We start from the raw sequence: 13,979 nt of genomic DNA on the forward strand, positions 1-13,979 counted from the left end.
AGCCTCCTATATTCCTTATTTTTTAATTATTTTCAACTTTAACAAAAATTATCCTCATTCCCTAATTAACAATCCAGTAACAATTCGTGTCTAGAGTTGCGCCTCCAGTTTCGGAGAAGCACGATGCGCCTACTGCCGCTCGCCCTACTTGCGCTGATCTTGGTTGCCTGCGGCACAGACACCAAAGTCTCTGCAAGTAGCCCCTCAGCCAACAGCCAAGTAACAAATGAGGCCCGTGCACTCAGCATCGCCAGTGATGAGCCCGATGTCAGCGAATTCGTCATCAACAGCAACGAGATTAATGAATCCAGCGGACTCGCCCGCTCGCATCGTCGCCCCGATTTGCTCTGGACTCACAACGACAGTGGCGGCGAAACCGCCGTCTACGCGATGACGACCACCGGATCGTTGGTGGCCTCGGTACGTTTGAATGGCCTTGCCATTATCAATCTCGATTGGGAAGACATGACCAGCTTCACGCTCGACGGCAAACCGTACTTGCTCGTGGGCGATATCGGCGATAACAACGCCTTTCGCCCAACGCTCACCTATTACTTGCTCGAAGAGCCAGAGATTGATCCCAATGCGCCGGGGCCACAGCGTTTAGTGGCTGATGTTTTGGCCACTTACACCGTGCGCTTGCCCGACGCACCACGCGACATTGAGTCGTTGGCCGTGGATGGGCAAACGCAAACCGCTTACATGATCTCCAAACGCGATGCCGAGCCCATGCTCTACAGCTTCTCCTTGGCGCGGCCTGCTCCGCTGATGTTGCAAGCACCTCGCCTGGCAACCAACTTAGGCAAGATCAATATTCCTCGTGCACCGGCCGATTATCCGCTCGCGCCCGAAACATTTAACTGGGTCACCACCATGGACATCAGCGCCAATGGCTTAGCGGCCTATGTGGGCACCCTGAGCCATGGCTATCGCTATGTCCGTCGTCCTGAACAGACGTGGCAAGAAGCCTTTGCCGCGGCGCCACAGAGCATTCCACTGCCTGCCTACAGTCAAATCGAGGCGGGTGCGTTTGCCGCCGAGCGTGACGATGCGGTCTTTATCACCAGCGAAAACTTGCCCGGTCGTTTAGCGCGACTGCGGTTTTACTAATTGCACCGAGTTAGCCCCATGAATGTACTACGTCTTTTAAGCCTGGCTGTTTTCACTACGGCACTGATCGCCTGCGGTGAAAGCAAAACCACGTCGACTAGTAACAATCCCAACCCGCGCACAGACAGCGAGCGCCCGATCGCCACGGCAGGTAATAGCCAAACGGTGAAAGAAGCCGAGCCCGTGACGCTGCAAGGTCAAGCCAAAGTGGGTGAAAAGCAATCCGTTCGACGCGTATCGTGGTCGCAACTGAGCAGCGACAGCATTAAAGCCAGCCTGCCTACCGACACAGGACAAGCCAGTATTCAGTTCGCCGCTCCCCAGGTCGAGCAAGACACCGTACTCACCTTTATTTTCCGCGTCGAAGATGATTTGGGCCAAACTAGCGAAGATAAAACCACCGTGTTGGTACGTAATGTCCTGCCGAATCGTTTACCCATCGCCAACGCCGGTGCCGACCAACGCGTGAGCCATGAAACCTCTAATGTTGTTTTGGATGGTTGTGAGTCGGTAGATCCCGACGGCGACATTCAACGCTATGTCTGGACCTCGCTGGCAACCACACCAGCCAGCATCGTGGGCGAAAGCTGCAAAATTACGGTGGTCCTGAATACGTCCACGGCAGTTGAGCAAGTCACTGTGTTTGAGCTTACCGTCACGGATAACGATGGTGCGGAAGATCGCGCGCAAACACGCGTAACGAAATCCGCCTCAACCACGAACACGGCGCCGGTTATTGAACAGGTTCAGGCCAACCCAAATCCAGCCCGCCCTCTTGAACCCGTGGCTCTCCGAGTGCGTGCCCAAGATGCGGATGCCAATGGCTTACGTTATGCGTGGACACAAACCACCGGCGAGCGCGTCTTTATCGCGGATGCCAACAGCCCTGCGGCAAGCTTTACGGCGCCCTCCAACGCAAGCTCACTGGGCTTTCAGGTCACCGTATCGGATGGCGCTGCCAGCGTCACCGAAAGCATTAGCGTGCCGGTTGCAGCGCAGGATAGCTACCGGGAGCCTAGCTTGACCGAATGCCTCGCGACGCCAACGCGACTGGGCTGCTTCACGGCGTTGAAGCAGCTAATCCCGACCAACAATCTCGCACCTTCATTGGGCATATCGTCGGGCACTGATTCTGCTGGCGCTTGTAATCCTGTGGGTCGTAGCGATTGGCCTCACTTTACGGGCATGCTGCATGAGCACACGGCATACTCCGATGGCTTCCAGCTCACTAAACCGGCAGATGTCTTTGCACGTGGCAAGGCCAAAGGCTGGTCATTTGCATTCTCCACCGATCACTCCGATAACATGGGGTTGCCGGTGCCCGTGGTCATCGCTAAAGATCCCGCATTTTGCGCCACCAACCCACTCGCCTGCGTACTGTCAGACCCGGAAAACCCTGCCAGCAATTTTGCCAAGTGGGACGCTATACAAGCCCAAGCCTTACAAGCCACAACGCCAAACTTCACCGCGATTCGAGGCTTTGAATGGACTTCTGACCGTTTTGGTCATGCCAATGTGCTGATGTCGCAAAACTATGTGAACCCCAAAACAGGTCCTGGCTATGTGGTCTCCATGGAAGGCTTCTGGGCCTGGTTTGTCACGCCAGCGAATCGCGGCGGCGGTGGTGACGGCCTGATGGTGTTCAATCACCCCGGTCGTGAGGATGCAATTCATGGCCCACTCACCGAGTTGAAAGAGGCACTCGCCCCGCTGGGTATCGCTGGCTTGGTCAGTCAAAGCCCGCTGCCAAGCAACCCCATTCAAGACCTGCTCACAGCACCCGGCGACCCCGCCTATGCCTTCAATGACTTCCGCTATGTCCCCAGCGCCGACTATCGCGTCGTGGGCATTGAAGTCTTTGGTAAAGGTGACGAATACGACACCGATGGCAAGCTACAAAGCTGGTTTGGCTATGCCTTAGATAAAGGCTGGTATCTCGCACCCACAGGCTCGGAAGACCACCACGATACACGTTGGGGTGACAGTGACCTACCCAAAACGGTGATCATTGCCCGCACGCAAAGCCAGCAGGATTTGCGCGAGGCCTTATTGGCACGACGCACCTACGCGGTGGCGCAGAACTATAACCATCTCCTGTTAAATTTTACGGCCACGCACAATGGCGTGAGTTACCCCATGGGGTCACGCTTGTCGCTGCCCGACAATGACGTTCGTTTCCACGTTAATGTCAGCCAACGCGCGGGCAAACAAACACCACTGCAAGCGCAAAATACGGTCATTGATGTCATCAGTTCGGTGCGCAATAACCAGGCAGGCTACGCGCCAGTAATCTCGGCCGAAGGCAATAAGAACAACTTCAACTTAAGCAACGAAACCCGCCAACAGTGGGTATTTGTGCGTGTCCGTGACAAAGCAACGGGCCAGATTGTGGCTGTGTCGGCACCGATTTGGTTCAAGCGCGCCAGCAGCCCATTACCGAGCTGCAACAACGGCCGTTAAGTGCCGGCTTTCAGCGGGCAGGCCGTTTGTGCTTCCTGCTGATAGCGCAGGACCTCGCTGCGTTCACGCTGTAGAAAATCGGCAATAGCCGCATGTAGGCCGCCGTGTCGGAGTAAATGCCAGGAACTGGTCAGCACGGGCTCAAAACCGCGAATGAGCTTGTGCTCGCCTTGCGCACCGGCATCGAAAACATCAAACCCTTGGGCAATGGCACGCTCAATACCTTGATAAAGACAGGCTTCAAAGTGCAATAGAGGGATCTCGTCTAACGCACCCCAATAGCGCCCATACAGCGTTTTGTCTCCGGCCAAATACAGCGCCATCGCGACTAACTCACCCTCTCGCTCTACGCAAAGCACCTGCACCGCCCGCGCCATTGTGACAAAAATCTCGGCAAAAAAAGCAGGCGTCAGATAGGGCTGTTGCCCACGCACCGCATACGTATTGGCATAGCAGGCGTAGATGCGCTGTTGCAAAGCAGCGTCGCAGTCAGCGCCATAACGCCAGACATACTTCAGCCCCAGCGGGGCCAACTTTTTACGCTCTTGACGAATTTTCTTGCGACGGTCCGCGGTGAGTTGCGCGAGAAACCCCTCGAAGTCGGTATAGCCCCGATTGTGCCAACGGTACTGACAGTCGCGCCGATGCAGCCAACGCGTATCGCTGGCAAAACAGGCATCATTCGATGAGTCGGTAAAATTCACGTGAAGGCCACTAAAGCCAGACCACGCCGAATGGCTGGGCAGTTGCGTTAGCAAATCAACCACGGCCTCGGTACCGCCAAGTAAGCGTGGGCCGGTAATGGGACTAAAGGGCACGGCCGATAACCATTTCGGGTAATACCCTAGCCCCGCACGAAAGGCCGCCTCTGCCCATCCCTGATCAAACACATACTCGCCGCGAGAGTGCAGCTTTTGCCAGCCGGGCATGGCCGCCACCATTTTTCCGTCGTCGTTCAGCAGCACGGCATGTGCAGGCTGCCAGCCCGTTCCGGGGCCGACGCTGTGGCTTTGTTCCAAGGCCAATAAAAACGCATGAGACAAAAACGGCTGATCGCTGGGAACTAAGGCATCCCAATCCGCAGCCCGCACTTCATAGATGCTGTTGAAGCAATGCAGCATCATGGTTGGCCACGATCTACCGCTGGTAACGCTGGCAAAATGGGCCAAGGCTGAGGTAAGGGTGGACGCACCTCGCCGCGACTAAAGGCCAAAACTGCCGCTGTGACCTCCGCTGTCTTTGTGTGATGCGGGGCATGCCCTGTCTTTGGTAACAGCAAGACTTGTGCTTGCGGAATGACCGGCAACAGACGTCGGCCATGATTCCAAAACGGCACCAGCGAATCGGCCTCGCCGTGAATGATCAGCAAGGGTGACTTTATGTGCTGGTAGTGCGGACTTAGCGTTTGCATGAACACACTGAGCTCGTTCATGTCGCGAACATTGTATAGGTAGGTTTTAGGGCGCAGCGCCAGTTCAATACCGCTGCGCTCCACCTGCCCTTCCGGTACAGGATCGGGGGCGAATACTTCCGCCAGCCCCTCTTGCACAAAATGCTTACCGATGGGCTGAACCAAGGTGTGAGCAAAGAGTTTGTTCAACCAAGGCCGTTGTTCCGCCAAGGTGTATTTCCAATCTAAAGGACCTGTCCAATGCCCGGCCACGCCGCTTAATAACACGCCGCCCGAAACGCGCTCGGGCAAGTGAACGAGAGCCGACATCACCACCGAACCCGCCCAAGAGTGGCCTAGTATGAGCGGCTTATGTACGCCTAACGCCTCACTGGCATCGAGCAATAACGACGCCACTTGCACGGGGTTTAGCCAGCCTGCGTCTTCGGATGGCCGCTCACTAAAGCCATAGCCGGGCCGATCAAAGGCAATTACACGATGCGTCTTGGCTAATTCGGGCAGCATACTGCTACTGAATTCGCGCAAATTCGAACTCGCGCCATGTACCAGCAAAATGCCAGGCCCCTCGCCTGCCATCACATAGTGCAGTTTCACACCCTTGACCGTGATGAATTGACCAATCGGATCATGATTCTGCTCCGCTCGCGACACACCGACGCCCGTAATAACGACCAGTGCCGCAGTGCACAGCAATATGGAGGCAACAAGTAAATACGGCAATTTCATAGCAGCTCGGGGATCGAAAAGTAGCGCTACTGTTGCCTTCTCGTCGCGGAAGATCAAGCGGACAGTGTTGGCTTCAACACATTGCACACCATCCGGATTTGTCTAATCGCCTTCAGACGGCACTTCGCTAGGGTTAGCACATGAAACGAAATAGCCCCAATGACTTTTCATCCCTAGACGATCTCAGTGAGCTGAGTGAAAAGTTAGTCGACAAGCGTCAAGATAAACGTGCTCAGGCCAAAAAGCTGCGTCGTAATCGTCATTACGAAAAGCAATTTTTGAAACTGGCTAAACACTTGGATGATCACGTCATCCCGCGCTCATTGCCACACCAGATAGATGATCTCACGCGCGACCCATAATCTTTGGCCATAAAAAAGCCCGCTGTTAAAGCGGGCTTTTTAACTCAGCAACTTCAGCTCAAAAGCTTTGCCAGAATTACTTCCAGCCAGTCAGCTCGGCAATGGCGGCACCCAGCATGGCCGGGTTCGATACCGTCTTCACGCCAGCAGCCTGCAGCGCAGCGAACTTCTCATCAGCCGTGCCCTTGCCACCGGAGATGATCGCACCGGCGTGGCCCATGCGCTTGCCGGCCGGAGCCGTGACACCCGCGATGTAGGAAGCCACCGGCTTGGTCACGTGAGCCTTGATGAACTCGGCCGCCTCTTCTTCCGCCGAACCGCCGATCTCGCCGACCATGATGATGGCTTCGGTCTGCGGGTCGTCCTGGAACAGACGCAGGGCATCGATGAAGGTGGTGCCCGGGATCGGGTCACCGCCGATGCCGATGCAGGTCGACTGGCCGAAGCCGAGGTCGGTGGTCTGCTTCACGGCTTCATAGGTGAGCGTGCCGGAACGCGACACGATGCCGACCTTGCCCGGCAGGTGGATGTGACCCGGCATGATGCCGATCTTGCATTCGCCCGGCGTGATGATGCCCGGGCAGTTCGGCCCGATCAGACGCACGCCACCCTTGCGCAGGATGTATTCCTTGACGAACAGCATGTCGATGGTCGGCACGCCTTCGGTGATGCAAACCACCAGCTCGATACCGGCATCCACGGCTTCCAGAATCGAGTCCTTGGCGAACGAGGCCGGAACATAGATCACGGAGGCGTTGGCGCCGGTCTTCTCGACGGCTTCACGCACGGTGTCGAACACCGGCAGGCCAAGGTGCGTGGTGCCGCCCTTGCCCGGCGTGACACCACCGACCATGTTGGTGCCGTAGGCAATCGCCTGCTCGGTGTGCAGCGTACCCTGCGAGCCGGTGATGCCCTGGCAGATCACTTTCGTATGTTTGTTGATCAGGACACTCATGTTCAGGCTCCCACTGTGTTATGAGCAGCTTTGACGACCAGCTCGCCCGCTTCGTTCAGCGAGGCGGCCGGAATGATGTTGAGACCGGATTCGCGCAGCTTGGCGGCACCCAGTTCGGCATTGTTGCCTTCGAGACGAACCACGACCGGCACTTTCACGCCGACTTCCTTCACGGCACCGATGATGCCTTCAGCAATCATGTCGCAACGAACGATGCCGCCGAAGATGTTGACCAGCACAGCTTCCACGGAATCATCCGAGAGGATGATCTTGAAGGCTTCAGTCACGCGCTCCTTGGTGGCACCACCGCCGACGTCGAGGAAGTTCGCAGGCTGACCGCCCTTGAGCTTGATCAGGTCCATCGTGGCCATGGCCAGACCAGCGCCGTTGACCATGCAGCCGATGTTCCCTTCGAGGGCGACGTAGTTCAGTTCCCACTCAACGGCACGACGCTCGCGCTCGTCTTCCTGGCTCGGGTCATACATGGCCTTGAGCTTGGGGTGACGGTAGAGGGCGTTGGAGTCGATGGCGATCTTGGCATCCAGGCAGTGCAGATTGCCTTCAGTGGTGATAACCAGCGGGTTGATTTCCAGCAGCGCCAGATCGAGGTCGGTGAACATCTTGCCGAGGCCCATGAAGATCTTCACGAACTGCTTGACCTGTTCGGCATTGAGGCCGAGCTGGTAGGCCAGTTCGCGACCTTGGTAAGCCTGCGGGCCAACCAGCGGATCGATGGCAGCCGTCAGGATCTTTTCCGGCGTGTCGTGAGCAATCTTCTCGATGTCCACGCCGCCTTCGGTCGATGCCATGAACACGATGCGACGCGTCGCGCGATCGACCACGGCACCGAGATAGAGCTCATTGGCGATGTCCGTGCAGTTCTCGACGAGAATCTTGGCGACTGGCTGACCCTTGGCATCGGTCTGGTAAGTCACCAGACGCGTGCCGAGCTGGGCGCGGGCAAAAGCCTCGACGTCGTCCAGGGACTTCACCAGCTTGACACCACCGGCCTTGCCACGGCCACCGGCGTGGACCTGAGCCTTAACGACCCAAACATCGCCGCCAATGCGTTCAGCAGCGGCGCGGGCTTCTTCCGGTGTCGAGGCAGCGAAGCCCTTGGACACAGGCAGGCCATATTCGGCAAACAGCTGCTTGCCCTGATACTCGTGCAGATTCATCGTGTGATCACCACTCGTTGTAAAAAGAGTTACTTGCGCTTGCGTTGAATGGCGTGGATCGCACGACCATCAACTGCAAGCGCCGCTTCGTGCACTACTTCCGACAGCGTCGGGTGAGCAAAGCACATCAATTGCAGGTCTTCGACGCTGGCGCCGAATTCCAGTGCAATCAGTCCCTGGTGGATGATGTCGCCGGCGGCTGGGCCGATAACATGCATACCGAGCAGTCGATCCGTTTTGGCATCGGCCACAAATTTCACAAAACCTTGGTTATCGTCCGAGGCCAGTGCACGACCGTTCACCGCAAAGGCGAACTGGCCGGTTTTCACGTCAAAGCCTTCGGCCTTGGCACGCTCTTCGGTCATGCCGACCCAGGCCACTTCCGGATGCGTGTAGATTACCGAAATGATCAAGTCATAATTAAATTGCGCATGGTGTCCGGCAATGATTTCAGCCGCCATCACGCCCTCTTCCATGGCCTTGTGCGCCAGCATCTGGCCACGCACGAGATCGCCGATGGCGAACACGCCCGGCACCGAGGCACGGCACTGGTCATCAACCGCGACAAAGCCGCGCTCGTCCAGCGAGACGCCGGAATCTGAGCTGAGCAGACCGGCCGTGACTGGGCGACGACCCACCGCGACGATGAGCTTGTCGAAGACTTCCTGCTGCTCGCCCTTGGCATCGGTGAAATTGACCGTGACTTGGCCATTGGCCACTTGCGTACCGGTAACGCGGGCACCGAGGCGGATATCCAGACCCTGCTTGGTCAGGATCTTCTGGGTTTCCTTGGCAATTGCACGATCGGCAATCGGCAGGAACTGATCCACTGCTTCCAGCACGATGACTTCCGAACCCAGACGCGCCCAGACTGAACCCAGCTCCAAACCGATAACACCGGCGCCAATCACGCCCAGGCGCTTCGGCACTGTCTGAAACTCAAGTGCACCGGTGGAATCGACAACCACATCATCGACCAGCTTGGCGACTGGAATTTGTACCGGCTCAGAACCCGATGCCAAAATCACATGCTTGGCCTGAAGCATCTGAACCTCACCCTCGTGCGGGGTGAACTCGACCTGCTTGCCGGCGAGCAGCTTGCCGCTGCCCTGCAGCCAGGTAATGCCGTTGCCCTTGAGCAGCTGCGCAATACCGCCGGTAAGCTGATCAACGACCTTGTCCTTGCGCGCCAGCATGGTAGCAAGGTCAAGCTTGACCTCGCCGGTGCTGATACCGTGGTTGTCGTAACCGGCCTTCAGGTCGTGATACTTGTGCGACGAGTCCAGCAATGCCTTGGACGGGATACAACCGACGTTCAAGCAAGTACCACCCAGCGATGGCTTACCCTTATGCACACGGCGCTCGATACAGATGACCGAAAGGCCGAGCTGAGCCGCGCGAATGGCCGCCTCATACCCGCCGGGGCCGCCACCAATGACTACTAAATCAGCTTGTTGCGTCATAACTTAATTCTCTCGCTCAGATTTCCAGCAACAGGCGGGCTGGATCTTCCACCAGCTCTTTAATGGCCACGAGGAAGCTCACGGCTTCTTTGCCATCAATCAAACGGTGGTCGTAGGACAGCGCGAGATACATCATCGGCAGGATCACAACTTGGCCATTCACGGCCATGGGGCGATCCTGGATCTTGTGCATGCCCAGGATGGCGGTCTGCGGCGGGTTCAAAATGGGGGTGGACAACAGCGAACCGAAAACACCGCCATTGGAAATGGTAAAGGTGCCGCCAGTCATGTCGTCAATGGAGAGCTTGCCGTCACGGGCCTTTTTGCCAAACTCCATCACGCCCTTCTCCATTTCGGCAATGCTCATCTTCTCGACGCTGCGCAGCACCGGCACGACCAGACCACGATCCGACGATACGGCCACGCCGATGTCTTGGAAGCCGTGATAGACGATGTCATTGCCGTCGATGGAGGCGTTCACGGCAGGGAAACGCTTCAACGCCTCGACAGCAGCCTTGATGAAGAAGGACATGAAGCCGAGCTTGACACCATGAACCTTCTCGAACTTCTCCACATATTGCTTGCGCAGGTCCATAACGGGCTTCATGTTGACTTCATTGAAGGTGGTCAGCATGGCGGTGGACTGCTTGGCTTCGAGCAGACGCTCGGCGACCTTGGCACGCAGACGCGTCATGGGTACACGCTTCTCAACTCGCTCACCCACAGACAACGCTAGGGCGGGTGCAGAAACCACTGGGGCCGGCGCAGGGATGGCAGCTGGCTTAGCCGCGGCAACATCCTCTTTAGTGACTCGACCACCCACGCCACTGCCAGCAACTGCGGCAAGGTCTACACCCGCTTCAGCAGCCGCTTTTCGTGCCGCCGGACCCGCTGCTGCTGGAGCCGATGCAGCGGGCGCTGGCGCCGCTGCGCTGACAGCAGGCGCTACAGCGGCAGGTGCTGCAGCGGCACCGGCGGTGAAAATCGCCAGCACTTCTTGCGACAGCACTGTATCGCCTTCATTTTTGATGACTTGGCTGATCACACCATCAGCGGGCGCAACCACTTCCATCACCACCTTGTCGGTTTCGATGTCTACAATCAGTTCGTCACGCTTGACGGCTTCACCGAGCTTCTTGTGCCAAGTAGCTACCGTGCCATCGGCAACGGACTCTGGGAAAACGGGGGCTTTAATTTCCAGACTCATCTTGATATTCCTTCTAGCTCACTAATTGGCTTACACATTCAGGCTGTTTTGGTGCCGAGGGCATCGGCAACCAAGGCCGCTTGTTCTTTTGCATGTAAATAAACCGAACCACAGGCAGGTGCAGCTGAAGACGGTCGACCGGCATAGCCTATGATCAACGCCGGTTTCCACTGACGCACCACGCGCTCAAGGTTATGGCGCGTGTTGTACCAAGCCCCTTGATTCATTGGCTCTTCCTGGCACCACACCACTTCGCTGGCGTTGCTGTATATCTTCAGAGCATCCACCAACATTCTGTCGGGGAAGGGATAGAGCTGCTCAACGCGCAGAATAGCTATGCCTTCCAGCGCCAGTTCACGACGCTTTTCCAGAAGGTCGTAGTAAACCTTACCGCCACAGATGACGATACGCTTTACCGACTCCGGCGCAATGGCATCCAGCTCACCGATTACCGTTTGGAAGCGACCATGCGCCAAGTCTTCCAAGGTCGACACCGCCAGTTTGTGACGCAGGAGACTCTTGGGCGACATGATGATGAGCGGCTTACGCAGCGGGCGCACGGCCTGACGACGTAACAGGTGGAAAATTTGAGCGGGCGTGGACGGCGTACAGACCTGCATATTGTGCTCAGCACAGAGCTGTAGGAAGCGCTCCAAACGGGCCGACGAATGCTCAGGGCCCTGCCCTTCATAGCCATGTGGCAATAGCATAGTCAGACCGCAGAGACGCTCCCACTTGGTTTCGCCACTCGAAATGAATTGGTCAATAACCACTTGTGCGCCATTCGCAAAGTCGCCGAACTGGGCTTCCCAAATAATGAGAGCATTCGGCGTGGTCGTGGAGTAGCCGTATTCAAAGGCTAGCACTGCCTCCTCTGAAAGCAACGAATCAAAAATATCAAATCGACGTGGCTTGCTGCTGATGCTCTGCAGTGGCACATAAGGCTGGTTGTCTTTCTGGTTGTACATGATGGCATGGCGGTGCGAGAAGGTACCGCGCCCCACGTCTTGGCCCGTGAGACGTACCAGTATGTCTTTGTCGAGCAAGGTGGCGTAGGCCATAATTTCAGCCGCGCCCCAGTTCAACTCCAAATTGCCAGACCACATGCGTTGACGATCTTCCAGCACTTTTTGTACTTGGCGCTGCACCACAAAGCCTTCAGGCAATGCGCCTAAGCGCTTACCCAGAGCTTGCAACTCAGTGATAGGCACCCCGGTTTCCCACTCATCCACCACGGCGTGGTTTAAGTACGGTGTCCAGTCCACGAAGAGCGTTTTGTTAGGCTCCATTACCAGCGATTTCACCACATGCTGGCCAGACTCCAAGGCGAGACGATACTCATTAACCATCGCATCGGCTTCACCCGGTGCGATCACGCCAGCTGCCAGCAGACGCTCTGCATAAAGTGCACGCGTGGTCGGCAGGTTGTTAATTACCTGGTACATGATCGGCTGTGTCGACGACGGCTCATCGGCTTCGTTATGGCCGCGACGACGGTAGCAGTACATGTCGATGACGACGTCTTTCTGGAACTCCATACGGAAGTCCACGGCCAGCTGCGTTACAAACAGTACAGCCTCAGGATCATCACCGTTGACGTGGAAAATGGGGGGTTGAACCATTTTCGCGACGCCGGTGCAGTACTCAGTCGAGCGTGCGTCATCAATACGGCTGGTGGTGAAGCCCACTTGGTTGTTTACAACAATGTGAATGGTACCGCCGGTGCGATACGCACGGGTCTGGGACATCTGGAAGGTTTCCATCACAACGCCCTGACCGGCGAAAGCAGCGTCACCATGAATGCTAATCGGAAGCACCATTTTCCCTGTGACATCCCCGCGACGATCTTGACGCGCACGCACAGAGCCTTCTACCACTGGCGACACAATCTCCAAATGCGACGGGTTGAAGGCCATGGCCAGATGCATTTCACCGCCAGCGGTGAGGATGTTTGACGAATAGCCTTGGTGATACTTCACATCACCCGAACCTTTGGCGTTAAAGGTTTTGCCTTCGAACTCATCGAACAGATTGGCTGGGTTTTTACCTAAAATATTGACCAGCACATTCAAACGGCCACGGTGAGCCATGCCAATCACGGTTTCTTTCGTGCCGTAGGTACCCGCTCGCTGAATACATTCTGTCATCATGGGAATCAGGGATTCGCCACCCTCAAGACCGAAACGCTTAGCACCGGCATATTTGGTGCCCAGATATTTTTCTAAGCCTTCCGCTGCTGTCAGTTGCTGCAGCAGTTGCTTTCGGGTTTCAGCTGAAAAATTGGGATTACCGCGCATGCCTTCCATGCGCTGCTGCAACCAACGCTTTTCGTTGGTATCCACAATATGCATGTACTCCACACCGACGCTGCCACAATAAATGGCATTCATGGCATCGACCATTTCGCGCAAAGTGCATTCTTCTTTGCCAATCGCGAGATTACCGGTGTTGAACACGGTATCCAGGTCTGCCAAGGACAAGCCGTGTTGCGACAGCTCTAAGTCCGGAACGGACGGCCTGGGCATCAAGGCCAACGGATCGAGCTTAGCGCGTTGATGTCCACGGTTGCGGTAACCGGCGATTAATTGCAGTACCGCAACTTGTCGGCGCTCATGATCGGTACTGACGCGACTAACCGCCATGGGCTGAGAGCGACTGGAGTTTTTGGCTAGGAGCAGGAATTGCTCGCGCACACCTTGATGCGGCGTGTCCTGGCTAATATCAGCAACGCGGGGAAGTTTTTCGAAGTAATTGCGCCAATCTTCTGGGATTGTTTGTGGCGCCACTAAATATTGTTCGTACAGCGCCTCAACATAGGCGGCATTCTCTGCGGAAAGTTGCGAACTTCCTCTCTGGCGCAGCATCTGGCCATCTTGCATAGTCATTTTCCCGAGCAAACACGTCTGGGCGATCGGCCTCAAAACGCGTCTTCACTATCGAATCAGATTTTCACGAGCCTTTTTGAGACATCGCGACCCCCATCCCTTCATGCGGACAGTGCCAGACTCACCGATTTGGTGCAGGAACCAGCAACTGTCGTGGGCGCGGTGCCAGCAAGCAATATGCGCACCAACTTGATCAGATTGCCGTGCAATTGCGCATAATTC

Annotated in this window: 10 protein-coding genes; 3 read left to right on the forward strand and 7 right to left on the reverse strand. The window is 56.4% G+C overall.

The features are described from left to right. The first annotated feature begins 123 nt into the window (after positions 1 to 123). Positions 124 to 1,110 (forward strand): hypothetical protein, encoded by a 987-nt coding sequence (locus tag AC14IB_RS09845; protein WP_484231706.1) that lies wholly within the window; start codon positions 124 to 126, stop codon positions 1,108 to 1,110. Positions 1,111 to 1,128: 18 nt separating this feature from the next. Continuing rightward, the gene (locus AC14IB_RS09850) at positions 1,129 to 3,570 is read left to right on the forward strand and encodes a PKD domain-containing protein (protein WP_484231707.1); all 2,442 of its coding nucleotides are present in this window, start codon (positions 1,129 to 1,131) and stop codon (positions 3,568 to 3,570) included. On the opposite strand, the gene AC14IB_RS09855 is transcribed toward AC14IB_RS09850, so the two are convergent. Further along, positions 3,567 to 4,694, reverse strand: a complete 1,128-nt coding sequence (locus AC14IB_RS09855) for a GNAT family N-acetyltransferase (RefSeq protein ID WP_484231708.1) — start codon at positions 4,692 to 4,694, stop codon at positions 3,567 to 3,569. The genes AC14IB_RS09850 and AC14IB_RS09855 overlap by 4 nt on opposite strands. Further along, entirely contained in the window at positions 4,691 to 5,707 is a 1,017-nt protein-coding gene (locus AC14IB_RS09860) for an alpha/beta fold hydrolase (protein WP_484231709.1), read from the reverse strand. Before AC14IB_RS09860 ends, AC14IB_RS09855 begins: the two co-directional genes overlap by 4 nt. A 140-nt stretch (positions 5,708 to 5,847) precedes the next feature. Here AC14IB_RS09860 and AC14IB_RS09865 point away from each other — a divergent pair, with 140 nt between their 5' ends. Next, a complete protein-coding gene (locus tag AC14IB_RS09865; RefSeq protein WP_484231710.1) occupies positions 5,848 to 6,069 on the forward strand; it encodes a hypothetical protein in 222 nt (73 codons plus the stop codon). 76 nt (positions 6,070 to 6,145) lie between these two features. On the opposite strand, the gene sucD is transcribed toward AC14IB_RS09865, so the two are convergent. From sucD to AC14IB_RS09890, 5 genes are read right to left on the reverse strand one after another with little or no spacing between them, the layout of a single operon-like run. Then, positions 6,146 to 7,024 carry a succinate--CoA ligase subunit alpha gene (gene sucD, locus AC14IB_RS09870; RefSeq protein WP_484231711.1) on the reverse strand — a complete coding sequence of 293 codons (879 nt, stop codon included), beginning with the start codon at positions 7,022 to 7,024 and terminating at the stop codon, positions 6,146 to 6,148. Positions 7,025 to 7,026: 2 nt separating this feature from the next. Then, positions 7,027 to 8,202: an ADP-forming succinate--CoA ligase subunit beta gene (sucC, locus tag AC14IB_RS09875; RefSeq protein WP_484231712.1), complete on the reverse strand. Its 1,176-nt coding sequence runs from the start codon at positions 8,200 to 8,202 to the stop codon at positions 7,027 to 7,029. 29 nt (positions 8,203 to 8,231) lie between these two features. Next, complete coding sequence (lpdA, locus tag AC14IB_RS09880) at positions 8,232 to 9,665, reverse strand: dihydrolipoyl dehydrogenase (RefSeq protein WP_484231713.1); 1,434 nt, start codon at positions 9,663 to 9,665, stop codon at positions 8,232 to 8,234. Between the two features lie 16 nt (positions 9,666 to 9,681). Next, the gene (odhB, locus tag AC14IB_RS09885) at positions 9,682 to 10,872 is read right to left on the reverse strand and encodes a 2-oxoglutarate dehydrogenase complex dihydrolipoyllysine-residue succinyltransferase (RefSeq protein WP_484231714.1); all 1,191 of its coding nucleotides are present in this window, start codon (positions 10,870 to 10,872) and stop codon (positions 9,682 to 9,684) included. Positions 10,873 to 10,910: 38 nt separating this feature from the next. Next, positions 10,911 to 13,751, reverse strand: coding sequence for a 2-oxoglutarate dehydrogenase E1 component (locus AC14IB_RS09890; protein ID WP_484231715.1), 2,841 nt, complete (start codon positions 13,749 to 13,751; stop codon positions 10,911 to 10,913). Positions 13,752 to 13,979 lie beyond the last annotated feature (228 nt).

This window comes from Perlucidibaca sp., assembly GCF_057084925.1.